Source organism: Dyella sp. OK004 (genome assembly GCF_900114495.1).
Lineage (GTDB): Bacteria > Pseudomonadota > Gammaproteobacteria > Xanthomonadales > Rhodanobacteraceae > Dyella_D.
In genome coordinates, this window is the sequence record NZ_FOZI01000005.1 from 142,540 (window position 1) to 158,452 (window position 15,913).

Here is a 15,913-nt window from a genome sequence, read left to right on the forward strand (position 1 = left end):
CACACGATGTCGGAGTTCCCATGAGTTCCCCCGCCCAGCACGTCCCCGCCAGTGCTGCAGTGCACGAAACCCGTCCTCTGCGGTTTGTGACAGCAGCCAGCTTGTTCGACGGTCATGACGCCGCGATCAATATCATGCGCCGCATCATTCAGTCGCAGGGCGCGGAGGTGATCCACCTCGGCCACAACCGCTCGGTGGAGGACGTGGTGCGCGCCGCCTTGCAGGAGGACGCCGACGCCATCGCGCTGTCCTCGTACCAGGGTGGTCATGTCGAGTACTTCAAATACATGGTGGACATGCTCAAGCAGCATGGCGCCGCGCACATCCGCGTGTTCGGTGGTGGCGGCGGCACCATCACCCCGGAAGAAATCCGTGAGTTGCAGGCCTACGGCGTGGAGCGCATCTACCACCCCAACGACGGCATGAAGCTCGGTCTCACCGAGATGATCGAGGACGTGATGAAGCGCACCCGCGCCGCCGCCGAGCAGCGCGCGAACGGCGCCGTCGCGGCGCCGCAGGTGGATATCGACGACGAGATCTCCATCGGCCACATGCTTTCCTCCATCGAAGAGGGCGGCCTGAGCGAGGCCGAACTCGAGCACCTGCGCAAGCAGTGGAAGATGGCCGGCAAGCAGACGCCGGTGCTCGGCGTCACCGGTACCGGCGGTGCGGGCAAGTCCTCCGTGGTGGACGAACTGCTGCTGCGCTTCCTGCACGCGTTCCCCGAAATGCGCATCGCCGTGCTCGCGGTCGATCCGACGCGCCGTCGCAGCGGTGGCGCCTTGCTGGGTGACCGCATCCGCATGAACTCGCTGCGCAGCCATCGCGTGTATATGCGCTCCATGGCCACGCGCCGCCAGCATGCCGCCACCAGCATCGTGTTGCATGACTGCATCGATTTCCTCAAGGCGCAGCCGTACGACCTGGTGATCGTGGAAACCGCCGGCATCGGCCAGAGCGATTCGGAGATCGTCGATCTGGTCGATTTCCCGATGTACGTAATGACTAGCGATTACGGCGCGGCCAGCCAGCTCGAAAAAATCGACATGCTGGATTTTGCCGAACTCGTGGTGCTCAACAAGTTCGACAAGCGCGGTGCCGAAGACGCGCTGCGCGACGTGCGCAAGCAGTGGAAGCGCAACCGTACTGCCTTCACGCTCACCGACGAGCAGGTGCCGGTGTATCCCACCATCGCCAGCCAGTTCAACGATCCGGGCGTGACCTGGATGTTCTCCAATCTGTGCCGCCTGCTGCGCGACAAGCTCACGCTCCCCGCGCCCAAGTGGACGCCGGAGCTGGACACCACGCTCAAGGAGCCGCGTGCCACGGTGCTCATTCCGGGCAGCCGCGTGCGCTATCTCGCCGAGATCGCGGAGCAGGGCCGCGGTATCAACAGCGAGATCGAGCGCGAAGCCGGTTTTGCCAGCAAGGCGCAGCATTACTACGAGTCGCTGAAGGATCTGGGCGACACGCATCTGCCGCGCGAGCTAGCGCGCTATGAATCCGCCGCGTTGCATGAAGAGGGTGTCGACCGCACCCTGCTCACGCTGCGCCAACGCTACAACGAAGCGCTGAAAGAACTCAGCCACGAAGCCATCCACCTGCTGCACGAGTGGCCGGCGCGCTACAAATCCGTCACCGCCGACGTCAACGAGTACAAGGTGCGTGACAAGGTGATCCGCGTGGAGAACTACCGCGAATCGCTCAGCCACCAGAAGATCCCAAAAGTCGCACCGCCCAAGACCAAAGACTGGGGCGACCTGCTGCGCTTCCTCATGCGCGAAAACCTGCCGGGTCATTACCCCTACACCGGCGGCGTGTATCCGTATCGCCGCACCGGTGAAGATCCCACCCGCATGTTCGCGGGCGAGGGCACGCCGGAGCGCACCAATCGCCGCTTCCATTACCTGAGCCAGGGCGGTGCCGCCACGCGCCTGTCCACCGCGTTCGACTCGGTGACGCTGTACGGTGAAGACCCGGCGCCGCGCCCGGATATCTACGGCAAGATTGGCAACTCCGGCGTCAACATCGCCTCGCTGGATGACATGAAGAAGCTGTACTCCGGCTTCGACCTCAGCGCGCCCAGCAGCTCGGTCTCCATGACCATTAACGGTCCCGCGCCGATCATCCTCGCGATGTTCATGAACACCGCGATCGATCAGAACGTGGAGAAGTACCTCAAGGAAGATCCGGCACGCTGGACCGCCGCCGAGAAGCGCATCGCCGAACTGTTCGCCAACGGCAAGCGCCCGACGTATTCCGGCGAGCTGCCCAAGGGCAACGAAGGTCTGGGCCTCGGCTTGCTTGGCGTCACCGGCGACCAACTGATTGATGCGGAAACCTACGCGCGCATCAAGGAAGAAACCCTGCAGACGGTGCGCGGCACCGTGCAGGCGGACATCCTCAAGGAAGACCAGGCGCAGAACACCTGCATCTTCAGCACCGAATTCGCGCTGCGCATGATGGGCGACATCCAGCAGTACTTTGTCGACCACAAGGTGCGCAATTTCTATTCGGTCTCCATCTCCGGCTATCACATCGCCGAAGCCGGCGCGAATCCGATCAGTCAGCTCGCTTTTACGCTCAGCAACGGCTTCACCATCGTCGAGTACTACCTTGCCCGAGGCATGAACATCGACGACTTCGCGCCCAACCTGTCGTTCTTCTTCTCCAACGGCATGGACCCGGAGTACACCGTGATCGGCCGCGTCGCCCGCCGCATCTGGGCCCGCGCCATGCGTGAGCGCTACGGCGCGAGCGCACGCAGCCAGATGATGAAGTACCACATCCAGACCTCCGGCCGTTCGCTGCACGCGCAGGAAATCCAGTTCAACGACATCCGCACCACGCTGCAGGCGCTGTACGCGCTGTTCGACAACTGCAACAGCCTGCACACCAATGCCTACGACGAAGCCATCACCACGCCGACGGAAGAAAGCGTGCGCCGTGCCGTGGCGATCCAGATGATCATCAACAAGGAACTCGGCCTCAATTTCAACGAGAACCCGTGGCAGGGCAGCCACGTGGTCGATGCCCTGACCGACATCGTGGAAGAAGCCGTCTACAAGGAGTTCGAAGCCATCAGCGAGCGCGGCGGCGTGCTTGGCGCCATGGACACCATGTACCAGCGTGGCAAGATCCAGGAAGAGTCGATGTATTACGAGCAGAAGAAGCACGACGGCAGCCTCCCGCTGATCGGCGTCAACACCTTCCTGCCCAAGGACCACGGCGGCGAAATCGCCACCGAAATCGAACTCATCCGCTCCACAGAAGAAGAGAAGGGTCAGCAGATCGCAAACGTCAAAGGCTACGGCGATGCGCGCAACGCGCTCGCACCGGAAAGCCTCAAGGTGCTGCAGAACACCGCGCGCGATCGCAAGAACGTCTTCGAGCAGTTGATGGAAGCGGTGAAGTACAACTCACTCGGCCAGATCAGCCATGCGCTGTATGACGTGGGTGGTGAGTACCGCCGCAACATGTGAGAACACAAGGGGCCGCAAGGCCCCTTGTGATGTGGCAGCGCAGCTACGACGCGAAGTCCGCCATTGAGAGAGCGCCTATGAAATTCATCCCATCGATCCTGCTGCTCGCCGCATGCCTGCTGTCGGCCGGCTGCGCACCGGCCTATATGCGTGTGGCACCCAGCGTGTCGGGTGTTGTCGTCAATGCGACCGACGGGACGCCGGTGACCGGTGCGGATGTCTATCTGAGCGAGTTTCCGTCACGCGGTACCAAGTCGGGGCCGGACGGTCACTACACGATTCCGGTCATTCGGCGGTGGGTACTGTGGACGGCCGGTGACCTGGTTCATGAGCGTAAGCCCGGATACCTGATCGTTGCGGATGCGCCGGGTTACTTCCAGGGGCAAAAAACCTGGGATATGGGTGATGTCGCGCCACAGACCATCAAGATGAGTCGCAAAGCCGGCGGACACTAGTCGCCTGCCACAGGCGCCGGATGGAAGTGCACGGTAGCGAAAGCGTTCCGGTCGCAACGGAATGCCGTCAAGTCCGGGAGACCTTGTCCCGCTTGATGGCCTCGAAGAAGCTCGGTGGGTGCAGGCAGACCATGTCGATACCGCCGAGCTCGATATTGATGAAGGTGCGCGTGCCTTGATCCTTGGTCTGGGTGCGCAGGGTGGGCGTGCCATAGATGAAGGCGATGCATTCGCCGCTTTCCTTCAAGGCTTGTTCGAGACGCGCCCCGATTCTTTTCCTGGGATGGCCTTCGACGAGGTCCCTGCGAATGAAGAAGGACGGCTTCGCTTCCCCGAGCAGGTTCTGTTCTTCATCGGCCAGGCGGGCCGGGGACTTAAACGCCAACAAATAGTCGCCACCCGGCTTCAGTTCCGAAACCTGGGCCTTGCCCCAATAGATCCTCGGCTTCTGGCCGATGGGCGCCTTGCGTTTGGGGTAGATGCACTCGAAGAAGGCGTTGAACGGGATGGCGGTCTCGGCGCCGACTGTCAGTGTCTGGGTCGTGTCCACATCGGCTTTTCGATACTTCAGCCATCGGGAGATAACGCTGCTGACCGAAAACAGCTGCCTGCTGGTCGTGGCCGCCTCGGCGCGGGACAGCCCCTGCTTGTGGCGTCGCGGTGCGCCTCCCGGCGGAACGTCGGCGATTCCCGCAAGGCGCACATCATGGCTGGGTGGGCGATGCAGGACAAAAACATCCGGACCCACCGTGTTTCCCTGGTCCGATCCGACGTTGGCGGAAGAGGCCACACTCGACGGTTTTGCCACATCGTAAGGGCAGTCGGGCCGATGGGGCGGGTACAGCCGGAAATGCGGCTGCACACCAAGACTTTGTTCCGGCTTGTCCATGTTGGCGCAGGTCACTCGCGCCGTGCATTGCTCATCCGGACAGCTAAACGCCCGCTTGTCGGAAAGCACGCCGTCCCAGAACAGGTCGTAGGCTTCTTCGGCGGTGATCGGCCTTTGGAGTTCTTCGTTGAAGGCTACTTCCAGATGCATGGCTGAAAATAATTTCCTTTTATGACCGTTTGTCGACCAGGGTTCGCGTGCTTCACCGTCATCTCAAAGCGCTGCCCGCGTAGACGCATACCGCCGCCGAGCATGCATGCTCCCTGCGCATTCTGCAGCACTGACGCATGCACATTTAATTCATCCACCTGAACCTTACGCTTCATTCTTGTTGCGTCGCAGGATGACGCAGCAAATTCTCTCGATCATTCTCTCCGCCGTTTCCAGGCACACCGCTGACAGGGGCGAGTCGCATGTGTTGTGCGGCACGCAGGGGTGTGTGTTGCCTGGCCGGCGCTAGGGGCGCTTTTTCTCTGGGGAGGGATGGCATGAGTAGTCGCAACACGTTGCAGGGCAAGGCAGGAAGTTTTGCAGGTATGTCGCGTCGGCCATTGGCGGCGGCATGTGCGGTGGCCTTGCTGGCCGGCATAGCTTCCAGTGGGGCATGGGCCCAGGAGGCGCAGAACCCACCACCGGCCAAGCCGGCCGATGCGCAAGCAACCAAGCCTCCCGCCAAAGCGGAGAAGAAGCCACCACAAGGCTCGGTCAGCAATCTGGATGCGGTCATCGTCACCGGCATCCGCGGCAGTATCGAAGGCGCGCTGAAGGCCAAGCGGAACTCCGACAACATCATCGAGGCGATCTCGGCGGAAGACATCGGCAAGTTGCCAGATGCGAGCATCGCCGAAAGTCTGGCCCGCCTGCCGGGTCTGGCCACACAGCGCTTCGACGGCCGCGCCAATGTCATTTCCATTCGCGGTCTGTCGCCGGATTTCGCCGGTACTACGCTCAACGGCCGCGAGCAGGCCACCATCGGCGAAAACCGTGGTGTGGAGTACGACCAGTATCCTTCCGAGCTGATCAGCGGCGCGGCCGTCTACAAAACACCCGATGCGGGTCTGATCGGGCAGGGGCTTTCCGGTACGGTCGATCTGCATACGATTCACCCGCTGGACCTGCCCAAGCGCGCCATCGCCATCAACCTGCGCGGCGAGCACACCAGCAACGGCAAGCTCAACCCCGGCTCCGGCGTGGGCGACATGGGGCATCGCGCCAGCTTCTCGTACATCGATCAGTTCTTCGATCACACGCTGGGTCTGGCCGTGGGTTTCGCCCAGCTCGATTCGCCAATCCAGGAGAAGCAGTACCAGGCCTGGTGGTGGAGCGTGGACAACGGCTCGGCTGGCATCGAGAAGAACTGGGGCGGTCCGCATACACCGGGCCTGCCGGACAACGTGCTCTCGCAAGAAGGCATGCAGCTGCGCGCGCAGTCGGAGAACCAGCTGCGCAACGGCCTGATGACGGTGTTGGAATGGGCGCCCGGCGACCACTTCCACTCCACCCTCGACCTGTACTACTCCACCTTCAACGAGCGCAAATACAAGAACGGCGTGCAGTGGTCGAGCAGCCCGTACAACCACAACGGCGTGCCGGTGTATAGCAACGTGGGCTTGGCACAGGCGCTGCCATATCCCATCGTTACCTCGGGCACGATGAGCAACATCGCGCCCATCTTCCAGAACGAATACATCAAGGAACACGACAAGCTGTTCTCGGTGGGCTGGAACAACCAGTACGACTTCGGCAACGGCTGGGTCGTCACCGGCGACCTGTCGTATTCCAGCGCCAAGAAAAAGCTGCGCGATGCCTATCTGTTCGGCGGTCTGGCGGGCAACCCCACCACGGACGTGTCTTTCAACACGCCAGTAGGTGATGGCTACCCGTACTTCCGCCCCGGCGTCAACCTGAGCGATCCGTCGCGTGTCGTGTTCACCGACCCGGACGATTACGGCTACAACGGCCGCCAGGAGTTCGACAAGCAGAAGGACACGATCCGCGCCGCACGCCTGGAAGTGAGCCATCCGCTGGGCTGGATCTTCAGCAGTGTGAATGTGGGTGCCGCCTATTCGGAGCGCAAAAAGACCAAACAGGCCGACGTGTTTTTCGCCTGGCTCAACGGCAATGGCGACGATGGCAGTCGCGGCCCTTATGACCCCACCTTCGGCACGCCGATCGGTTCGTCGTACCTGCGCGGGCCGACCTCGCTGGGCTACGGCGGCATTCCGGGCATCCTCAACTACAACGTGCTGGATGCGCTGGCGAACCAGTTCTATCTCACCGAGCGCAACGGGCAGGCCGACTGGAGCCGCAACTACTCGATAACGGAGAAGGTCCCGGTCGCATACGCCAAGTTCAATATCGAGACGCACATCGCCGACATTCCGCTGCGCGGCAACGTGGGCGTGCAGTTCGTGCGCACGGATCAGTCCTCCACCGCCTTGCAGACCAACGGCAACACGCTGGTCGGCCGGCTCACCGGCGGCGCCAAGTACAACAAGGTGCTGCCCAGCCTGAACCTGGTGGCGCAGATCGCCGATGGCCAATACCTGCGTTTCGGTCTGGCCAAGACCATGGCGCGCGGACGCATCGACGACGAGAAGGTAGCCAGCTCGGCCTCCGTGGCACGCGTTACCGAAGGCCCGGCGGCGGGGCAGGTGTTGTGGTCCGGCAGTGGCGGCAATCCGCAGCTGAGGCCGTATATCGCGGTGGGTACGGACCTGTCGTGGGAGAAGTACTTCGGCAAGTCCAGCTATGTGGCCGTCGCGGTGTTCAACAAGAACCTGTTGAATTACATCTACAACAAGACGGTGCTGGACTTCGACTTCGCCAAGGCCGGCTTCATCAACGACACCCCCTCGCTGGTGCCCACGAGCAACATCGGTTCGTTCACCCGGCCCGAGAACGGCACGGGCGGACGCATGCAGGGTCTCGAGCTGTCAGGTGCATTCGAAGGCGGGCTGGTCGCTCCGGTGCTGGACGGCTTTGGCGTACAGGCCAACTTCTCGCTGACCAACAGCTCGATCCCGGTGAATTCGATCTCGTCCATTCCCGGGGGTCCGAAAACCTTGCCCGGTCTGTCGCGCAAGGTCGCCAACCTGGCGGTGTATTACGAGAAGTACGGTTGGTCGGTGCGCGTCGCCGAACGTTATCGTTCTTCGTTCACCGGCGAAGCGGTACCGCTGTTCGATCAGCTCGGTTACGTCAAAGTGCTGGCCGACAAACAGACCGACTTCCAGCTCGGCTACGCCTTCTCCGAGGGCCGTTGGGATGGCCTGTCACTGCTGCTGCAGGTGAACAACCTCACCAACTCGGAGCAGAAGACTCAGCAGATCTCCAGCCTGCCCAACAACGTGCAGGTAGCGCGTCCGCTGGATTACACCACCTGGGGCCGCACGGTAATGCTCGGCGTGAACTACAAGCTATAGCGTTGCTTGTAGCTCACCTGCGTGTACTCAGAGAGCCGGCTTTGCAGCCGGCTTCTCTTTGACCACGCGGGCATCGAGAATTTTTTCGTACTTGTCGGCGTAGGTGCGGCAGGCGTTCGGGTCGATGAAGGGGTTCGGCGTTGTTTTCGCCTGCAGCAGCGCGAATTTACCGTCGAATCCGGAATGGTCCGGGTGTGCCGAGATCAGGATGTCGCAGGGTAGGTTGGCAAAGCCACGTATGCCTTTGCGGTAGGCCTCGGTGATATCGCCATGCGTTGCATCTCCGCTGAAGCGGAAACCATCGGCGGCGACGGGGTTGAGGCTGGCAGCGAAGACGACGTCGAGACATTTGTCGCCTTCGCATGATGTCCACGACCAGCTCGTGCTGCCCGGCGTATGCCCCGGCGTGAAATGCGCGATCACGGCCGTGTTGCCCAGGCGCAGGGTTTCGCCGTCGCCGATGCCGCGCACCTTCGCGACCGGAGCGAAGGCTTCGATCTCTCCCGCTTGCGGGTCATCGCTGGCAACGTGGCCGTCACGCAGTGCCTGCGCACCGCGCGGGCTGGTCACTACCGTTGCACCGCTATCGCGCGCCAGTGCGGCGATGCCGCCGGAGTGATCGAAATGCGCTTCGGTATTGAGAATGAACTTAATGTCCTCCACCCGAAAGCCGAGCTTACGGATGTTCGCCTCGGTCGACGACACCGATTGAGGCAGTGCGCCATCGATCAGAATCAGGCCGGCATCCGTTTTGATCAGCACCAGGCTCAGGCCGCCAAAACCCACGTAGTAAGTGTTGCCGTAGATGCGCACGGGCTCCTGCGGTCGAAGCCACTTGTCGGCATAGGGCGATGGGATGGGCTTGGTCAGCGGATCGGGCGCGGTCGCGGCAAAGGCGATGGCCGTCGTGGTGAGTGCAAATGTAGCGATCAGCGCGCGAACGGCAGCGTGTTTCATAGGCCATCTTCCCAGTCGAGTGTTCGAAGGGTAAGCGCCCATGCTTCGCCGTCAACAGTGCATTCCGGCATGCATCGACATGTCCGCAGCACAAAGGAGCGCCTCGCCGGACCGGCAAGGCGCTCTCACGACCGGTGGCTGCGTTCTATTTGATCGTCAGATAGTACGTATACGTCATGGTCATCATACCCGTGCCGCCCATCATGCCCGTCGAGGTGCGCACGATGGTGTGCTGGCCTGGCGACAGCGGTCGGAACAGCATGTAGTAGCCGTTGTTCAAGTCCGGCTGCCATGACGTGGTGATGCAGCTGTCGAACGAGGATTGCAGGCTCGGGTCGCCCTTGACCGAGAACACGTTCTCCGAGATGTACTGGTAATCCAGCGCGTCGTGGATCGGCCGTCCGTCCAGGGTCACGTTCAACGACATCATCATCATGTACTTCTTGCTGTCGGCGACCAGAAAGTCGTACAGCGATTGCCCTGGTGCCGGCCCGAAGTTCGGATCGGGGCAGGGGTAGGTATCGCTGACGAAGCCGACCATCAGCAGGATGGCCTTGTCGCGCGGAATGGTGCAGCTGCGTGTAAGGCTGCCGGACATCATGGGCGAGGCGATCGGCGCGAGGTACCACACCGGGCCATCCTGACCGACACCGCAGTTGGCACCGGTCTGATCGAAGAACGGATTCTTGTCGAACGGTTGCGCATAGAGCCACTGGATGGAGCGGTCGGCCCAGCCGTAGATGCTCTTGTCGAACGGGCGCGAATGCCTGCCGTAAAGCATCGGATTCCCGTCGTGATCGGCATCGGGCGGCGGCATGGCAAAGGCCGAAGACATTACGCCGCAGGCGATGAGCAAAGTGCAGAGCTTCTTGTACATAGAACCCTCCATAGTTGTTTGAGAAGCGGGAAACACAGGCGTGGGGACGGTGGTTTCTCATGCAGGGACGCCCCGGGAGGGGGCGGACAAAGCTTCTGTCAGGAGGGGGTGGGGCGCTTCCAGAAACGTGCGTCTCGAGGCTCGAAGGTCAAGCTTGGCGAGCGCCTGATTAGTGTCGAACCTCGACTATGCGCGGCGTTCTCCTCCTCCTGCTTGCAGGGGGAGGTTGGGAGGGGGTGAGCTCTTGCGAAAGCCTTACATCGAGGTGCTTTCTCAAGTACTTACCCCTCCCCAACCCTCCCCTGCAAGCAGGGGAGGGAGCCTACAGCGCACAGCTGAGATTCGACTCTATTCAGGCCGAGGCGGTGACGTCGTTGCTTCGGCTTCTTCAACCAGGTCCGTGTCTTCCTCAACCCGGCCACGATCCCGCACACCCAACGCCATACTCTGAAACACACCGTCACGCCGGATCAACGCGTGATACAGCGCCGCACCCACATGCCCCAGGATGGTCAGCAAAAACAGATAGGCAAGATAGCGATGCGCCTCGCGCAGCCACGCAAACAGCGCGGCGTTCTCGGGAAGGATGGCCGGCACGCGCCACGCGTCGCCCAGCATGATGGGATAGCCGCCCGCCGACTGCATGGCCCAGCCGATCAGCGGCATCGCCAGCATCAAGCCGTACAGCAGCCAGTGCGAGGCATGCGCCAGGTAGCATTGCCAGCGCGGCATGTCGCCCGGCAATGCAGGTGGCCGTCTGCGCAAACGTATCGTCAGCCGCATGACAGCCAGCAGAAGAATCGCCAAGCCTAGCGGCCGATGGATCGCCAGCAGCCATGAGTGTTTCGGCGACACCGTGCCGACCATGCCGACGCCGATAAACAGCATCGCCAGGATCAGCAACGCCATGGTCCAGTGCAGCAAACGGGCAAGCGGATGGAAGGTCGCGGATGTGGTCATGGCTTGCGCTCCGCTGAGTGTGCATCGACATGCGGCGCGCCTGGCGCACCGGCCTCTTCGTTGGTGCGGCGCAGATACGAGTCGGCATACGCCGCCGAGCGGGCAGGCAGCAGCGGGTCGTCGGAAATCGCGATGCCGTGGGGGAGTACGGTCGGGTCGTAGTTGATATCGCGGCAATCGCCGCTGTCCTGCGCTTGTTCGCGTTCGATCACCAGCGTGCCAGCGTCTACGCTCGTGCGATCCGCTGGCCACGCCTGGGTGGCATCGTTGGTCGGGTCGCCGGGTGCGGCCAGGGTCAGCAGCAGATGCCAACGCAGTGGGCCTTGGGCAAGGCGTTGCTGCACATCCCGGGTCAGATAATCGCTGTCATCGGCGGCATGCGCGGAAGGGCTGTCGTCATGCGCCTCCGGCACGACGCGCCAACGCACCGCATGACGCTGGCTAGCCGTGTCGATCAGGTAGAACGCGTTGAGGCCGTAATAATTCTCCGTGCCGAAGCTCGCCGATGGTTTGGCCGTCTTGGCCCAGGTACGGAACGCAGCCGTCTCCGGATGCGCGGCGAAGAACGCCGCCAGCTTTGCAGGATCGGGTTTGCCGGTGGCCGGGTCAGGCCGGCTGGCCAGCACCTGTTCGTAAAACGCCTGTGGCGTCGCCACGGCGAACACCGGCGAGTTATTCATGCCCGTGCGCCATTGCTGGCCGTCGGCGAGATTGAAGCGTAGCGCCAGGCTGCGGATCGGCGTGCCGCCATCCGGCGCATACGGATTGCCGCCGGGAATCGCAAAGCGTCCCACTACCGGGGTGCGCACCGGCGCGAACACGCTGGCGCTGGAATATGGCGCCGCCGCACCCGTGCTCTCGAAATACCCGCTCACGCAGACACCCTTGGCGTGATTGCGGCGAAAGCCCGGATGCAGGCCGCTGTTGTCCTGCAAGGCATTCACGATGCGCGCCGGCGTGAGTCGCCGCGGTGTCAGCCAGCCTGCGACATAGGCAAAGGCGGCAGCCAGCAGGCCAACCGTGACGCCGATGGTGATCCAACGCCAGGCAAGGCGCGGCGAAGGCGGTGTATCCAGGGGATCGAGCACAGAGCGGCTCCTGACCGGGCGGTCATTGGGGGGCAAGTCCTTTCTTCGCTGCCGCGCGCCGGGTGGTTACCCGCCGAGCCCTGTCACAGTTCTGCCTTGCGCGCTTCCAGAAACTTGCTATTCGTCTGCTGCGGGGTTCTGTCACTGCCGGCAGGCGTATGATCGACGCTGGACTGGCGCTCCGTGGGGGCTGCGCGTATGTCGATCATGCAGGCTGTCTTGCAGTCATCGCACTTCGTGGTGTTCAACCAGGTGTGCAGGTACCCGCGCGTCAATTGCGGCTACGGGAAGGGTGACGAACCCGCACGCTTCATCTTTACCCGGCGCGGCTCCTTCGCTATCACCGTGGGCAGCAAGACCTTTATGGCGCGGCCCGGTCAGGCCATCCTGCTGGGCAAGCACATCGAATACCGTGTTTCCCACCCCGATATGTGCGGCTGCGATTGCTGCACCGACATCTGGATCGACGACGCCATGCTGGACGCACTCGGCATCGCCAGCGCTTCTCCAGAGTCCTCCCGCGTATTCCCCCACGACCTGCAGTTCCAGAAAACCCACGTGGAAATGCTGGTGGGCCTGCAGCGCAACGGCGGTGACAAACTTGAAGCCGAAGAAGTGCTGCTGAGCATGCTCGACCATCTGCTGCAAATCCATGCCCCCGCACGCCCGAAGCGAAAGAGTGCCGGCACCGCACGGCAAGTCGCGCGGGTGGAAGAAGCCATCATCGGCCATGCCGGAGAAAACCTCGGCATTGACGGGCTGGCGAAACTGGCCGGCTGCTCGCCGTTCCATCTCTGCCGCATCTTTCGTCAAAGCACCGGTCAGTCGCTGCGGCAATTCCGTTTGCAGCAACGTCTCGGTACAGCACTCGGGCGTCTGGGTGAAGGTGAAGAAGATCTCGCCGCACTTGCTTGCGATGTGGGCTTCAGCAGCCACAGCCACATGACGGATGCGTTCAAGCAGGCATTGGGCAAGTCGCCGCGGGAGATGCGCGAGGAGCTACGGCAGAGTGATCTTCGGGCATTGAAAGCGCGACTGTGCGCATAACTTGCGTTCCCTTGATCGCAAGATCATTCGTCAAACCATCGACGCAACACACGTAACCACTCTCGATTCGCAACGAAGGAATAGGAGACCGATGTCATCGGTCGCCTGGGGTTATCACGCGGCGACTTTATTCCAAGTCGTCATTCCTTTTTGTTTGCTTCGAGGGCGTACGCATGAAAAAGTCAGCATGTGGCATAGGCCTGCTTTCGCTGCTTATCGCCGGCGCTGTCGCCGCACAAGGCGCAGCATTTTCCGGAGATGATCAGCCTTTGATCGTAACCGCGTCGAACACCACGCAAAACAAACTCATGATCTACAGTCCGTCAGGAAATCTGCTCGGGCAACTACCGACCGGCGGGGCCGGTGGTGTCAGCGGCAACGCGGGCGGTATCGCGCAAGATCGCGAGCGGCTCGCCGTCGTCAATTTTGGATCGGGCAACGTCTCGGTATTCGCCAATGATTTTGAGCATGGCGGGTTGCGAGTCGAAAACCTCATCCCGGCTGTCGCCAATCCGGTAAGCGTCGCCTTTGGCCATGATCATCTCTACATCCTCACCACCACGCATATCGAATCGCACCGGATCGATCGTCACGGTGTTGCGTGGGCCGCGGACGGCCAGGCCAAGCTGGTGTTGGGCGATGGCTCCGCCGCGCAGGTCGGCACGCTTCAGGGCGAGCTGATCATGAGCGAAAAGAACAATGTCATCGAAACCGTCAAGCTGGATGGCCAGGGTGCTATCACCGGTACCACTCAAACGGTTTCCCATATCCCGACCAACGTCAACGCACCGTTCGGTCTGGCGACCCGTGGCGATAACGCTTACGTGACCATTGCCCACGCCAACGAGATCAGTCTGGTTCGCGATGATCAGGTATTGACCACCACGAGTTCAGGTACGCAATCCGCACCGTGCTGGGTGACGCTGGACGGGCCATTCCTGTTCTCGGCGAACTCGCCCAGCAAATCCGTATCGCGCTATGCGGTGTACGGGCAGAAGATCATCCAGGACGCGGCCGTCGTTGCTTCCTTCAACGGCAATCCAACCGACATTACCTATCGAAGCAAACTCGCCGCCGTGATCGACTCGAACGGCAGCGCTTCGCACGTATCCATCTTCGATGTGGACGGCGACGGCAACTTCGCTTTGAAAGGGCTGGCCACCATCAACAGCGCTACGACCAACGGCGTCGCGATTGTGCGCAGGGAACGCGATGCTCATTGATCGCCAACCTCGAATAACCTCTCCTCGATCGTCATCCCGGCGAAAGCCGGGATCCAGCGACTTTAAGCCTTTGAAGAGCAAAGGCCCTGGATGACCAGCTTCGCTGTTGTGAAGCACCTCCGGCTTTCGCCGGAATGACGAGCTTGATGACGAGTTATTTGAGACGCGCTCATCGCATGGCAGCGGAGTCCGGTTAGTCCACCGCTCCCCCATCACGCCCCGGTCAAGCCGGGGCGTGATGGGTTTGGGCACCGCAAAGCTATCCGCTCAGGGCGCAGTAAACGATTTGCTCGCAAACCCCAGACGCCGGAACTTGCTATCGGCGGCGCTCACGGCGAGCACATAGGGGCGACCACTGACCAGCTGCACATCGCTCAAATCGGCCGAGCCCTGAGGGCCCATCACCAGTGTCTGCCACACCGTGGCATTGCCGTGGCCAGAACTGGCGACCGCCGGATCGAGCACAAACACCAGCGTCATCATCGCGCCGCCCGGCGGCGTCCAACGCACATCGTGGCCGTCGATGGCGACGGAGAAACTGCTCGGCGCGTTCTGGCCTACCGCAAACAACTCAAACGTGCCCTTGGGCGCGATGTAGTAGCTGATGCACGACGGAATATCGATGTGCTGCTTGCCGCCAGCCACAGTAAAGGTGCCTGCATAGGCACCCTTTGCCGCGGAGTAAGCGCCTTCCAGCGAACCCTTCTGTTGCGTGCCGTCCAGCGTGCCGCTCCAGCTGCCGCTCAGCGATGCGGCTTTCTTGATGCCGGAAACCGTGCCCACGTTGCTGCTCTGGCAGCCGAAGTAAGTGAAGTACATGGTGCCGGAGAAGCTGCTGTCGGAAGCCGGCAGGTTCAGATACACCGAGCCCATGGTCGGGTCTTCGGGATTGGTGGCGGGGTCTTCCTGGTAGTAACCGACATACACGCCACCCGGCGGTGTCGCGGTGCCGGCAGCCGGCACCGCAGGGCCGGCGGCCCAGGCGGGCAGGGCGGCGCAGAAAGCGAGTGCGCAAAGCGAGAATCTTTTCATCGGTGGCCGCCTCAGAATTTCAGCAGCGGCAGGCCAACTTGCTTGCGGCAGCCATTACGCATGGCCTGTTCTTCCGAGACGGTCTGTTCCAGCGACGGGGCCGCCTTGTCGTTCATGGACGCCAGCGCGCGCTTCGCGAATTTCTCGCCGAAGCATTTGCAGTACTCGCCCAGCTTGGGGTTGTCCTTCAGATCCGACTCGCCGTGGGGCGCCGGAATGCTGGTGCCCTGGGTGGCGCACATCTGCGCGTACTGATCAGCGGCCTGCGCCAGCGGCGCATCCGCGTGTGCCGGCGACATGGCCGCCACGCCGAGAGCCAGGCTGAGTGCAAAAGCGGGGGCGCCCCGGAAGGCCAGGGAGATATGTCGAATCACGTTCATTACTCTTCCTTTGAGTGCTGCGGATGGGCCTGCGGGAACCTGAGGCCGCCAAGGTAGGCGCGCATTATGTCGAATCCATGTTGACCGTGTGAGTCGGG

12 protein-coding genes are annotated in these 15,913 nt (G+C 62.1%); 5 read left to right on the forward strand and 7 right to left on the reverse strand.

Annotated features, from left to right (window positions below):
* Positions 1-20 precede the first annotated feature (20 nt).
* The gene (locus tag BM338_RS18945; RefSeq protein WP_090453768.1) at positions 21-3,482 is read left to right on the forward strand and encodes a methylmalonyl-CoA mutase family protein; all 3,462 of its coding nucleotides are present in this window, start codon (positions 21-23) and stop codon (positions 3,480-3,482) included.
* Positions 3,483-3,559: 77 nt separating this feature from the next.
* Positions 3,560-3,937 carry a carboxypeptidase-like regulatory domain-containing protein gene (locus tag BM338_RS18950; RefSeq protein WP_090453770.1) on the forward strand — a complete coding sequence of 126 codons (378 nt, stop codon included), beginning with the start codon at positions 3,560-3,562 and terminating at the stop codon, positions 3,935-3,937.
* 67 nt (positions 3,938-4,004) lie between these two features.
* On the opposite strand, the gene BM338_RS18955 is transcribed toward BM338_RS18950, so the two are convergent.
* Entirely contained in the window at positions 4,005-4,976 is a 972-nt protein-coding gene (locus BM338_RS18955) for a hypothetical protein (RefSeq protein WP_090453772.1), read from the reverse strand.
* Positions 4,977-5,314: 338 nt separating this feature from the next.
* Here BM338_RS18955 and BM338_RS18960 point away from each other — a divergent pair, with 338 nt between their 5' ends.
* Positions 5,315-8,251 carry a TonB-dependent receptor gene (locus tag BM338_RS18960; RefSeq protein ID WP_090453774.1) on the forward strand — a complete coding sequence of 979 codons (2,937 nt, stop codon included), beginning with the start codon at positions 5,315-5,317 and terminating at the stop codon, positions 8,249-8,251.
* A 27-nt stretch (positions 8,252-8,278) separates the two neighbouring features.
* On the opposite strand, the gene bla is transcribed toward BM338_RS18960, so the two are convergent.
* The 4 genes from bla to BM338_RS18980 form a co-directional block, all read right to left on the reverse strand.
* Positions 8,279-9,208 carry a subclass B3 metallo-beta-lactamase gene (gene bla, locus BM338_RS18965; protein ID WP_090453777.1) on the reverse strand — a complete coding sequence of 310 codons (930 nt, stop codon included), beginning with the start codon at positions 9,206-9,208 and terminating at the stop codon, positions 8,279-8,281.
* Positions 9,209-9,353: 145 nt separating this feature from the next.
* On the reverse strand, positions 9,354-10,085 hold the full coding sequence (locus tag BM338_RS18970) for a hypothetical protein (protein ID WP_090453779.1): 732 nt from the start codon (positions 10,083-10,085) through the stop codon (positions 9,354-9,356).
* A 348-nt stretch (positions 10,086-10,433) separates the two neighbouring features.
* Positions 10,434-11,045 (reverse strand): cytochrome b, encoded by a 612-nt coding sequence (locus tag BM338_RS18975; RefSeq protein WP_090453781.1) that lies wholly within the window; start codon positions 11,043-11,045, stop codon positions 10,434-10,436.
* Entirely contained in the window at positions 11,042-12,133 is a 1,092-nt protein-coding gene (locus BM338_RS18980; RefSeq protein ID WP_090453784.1) for a catalase family peroxidase, read from the reverse strand. Before BM338_RS18980 ends, BM338_RS18975 begins: the two co-directional genes overlap by 4 nt.
* A 198-nt stretch (positions 12,134-12,331) precedes the next feature.
* Between BM338_RS18980 and BM338_RS18985 the strand changes: the two genes are divergently transcribed.
* Positions 12,332-13,180 (forward strand): helix-turn-helix domain-containing protein, encoded by an 849-nt coding sequence (locus tag BM338_RS18985; protein ID WP_090453788.1) that lies wholly within the window; start codon positions 12,332-12,334, stop codon positions 13,178-13,180.
* Between the two features lie 173 nt (positions 13,181-13,353).
* Positions 13,354-14,403, forward strand: coding sequence for a hypothetical protein (locus BM338_RS18990; RefSeq protein ID WP_090453790.1), 1,050 nt, complete (start codon positions 13,354-13,356; stop codon positions 14,401-14,403).
* A 267-nt stretch (positions 14,404-14,670) separates the two neighbouring features.
* Here the strand turns inward: BM338_RS18990 and BM338_RS18995 are convergent, their stop codons facing one another.
* Together BM338_RS18995 and BM338_RS19000 are read right to left on the reverse strand one after the other, a co-directional pair.
* Complete coding sequence (locus BM338_RS18995; RefSeq protein WP_090453792.1) at positions 14,671-15,435, reverse strand: hypothetical protein; 765 nt, start codon at positions 15,433-15,435, stop codon at positions 14,671-14,673.
* Positions 15,436-15,446: 11 nt separating this feature from the next.
* The gene (locus BM338_RS19000) at positions 15,447-15,815 is read right to left on the reverse strand and encodes a hypothetical protein (protein WP_090453794.1); all 369 of its coding nucleotides are present in this window, start codon (positions 15,813-15,815) and stop codon (positions 15,447-15,449) included.
* Between the last annotated feature and the right edge of the window lie 98 nt (positions 15,816-15,913).

Bases quoted from the DNA above. Each gene is read 5' to 3' on its own strand.
- BM338_RS18950 (WP_090453770.1), top strand. From the start codon at position 3,560: ATGAAATTCATCCCATCGATCCTGCTGCTCGCCGCATGCCTGCTGTCG.
- BM338_RS18960 (WP_090453774.1), top strand. From the start codon at position 5,315: ATGAGTAGTCGCAACACGTTGCAGGGCAAGGCAGGAAGTTTTGCAGGT.
- BM338_RS18970 (WP_090453779.1), bottom strand. From the start codon at position 10,085: ATGTACAAGAAGCTCTGCACTTTGCTCATCGCCTGCGGCGTAATGTCT.
- BM338_RS18985 (WP_090453788.1), top strand. From the start codon at position 12,332: ATGTCGATCATGCAGGCTGTCTTGCAGTCATCGCACTTCGTGGTGTTC.
- BM338_RS18945 (WP_090453768.1), top strand. From the start codon at position 21: ATGAGTTCCCCCGCCCAGCACGTCCCCGCCAGTGCTGCAGTGCACGAA.
- BM338_RS18990 (WP_090453790.1), top strand. From the start codon at position 13,354: ATGAAAAAGTCAGCATGTGGCATAGGCCTGCTTTCGCTGCTTATCGCC.
- BM338_RS18955 (WP_090453772.1), bottom strand. From the start codon at position 4,976: ATGCATCTGGAAGTAGCCTTCAACGAAGAACTCCAAAGGCCGATCACC.
- BM338_RS19000 (WP_090453794.1), bottom strand. From the start codon at position 15,815: ATGAACGTGATTCGACATATCTCCCTGGCCTTCCGGGGCGCCCCCGCT.
- BM338_RS18975 (WP_090453781.1), bottom strand. From the start codon at position 11,045: ATGACCACATCCGCGACCTTCCATCCGCTTGCCCGTTTGCTGCACTGG.
- bla (WP_090453777.1), bottom strand. From the start codon at position 9,208: ATGAAACACGCTGCCGTTCGCGCGCTGATCGCTACATTTGCACTCACC.
- BM338_RS18995 (WP_090453792.1), bottom strand. From the start codon at position 15,435: ATGAAAAGATTCTCGCTTTGCGCACTCGCTTTCTGCGCCGCCCTGCCC.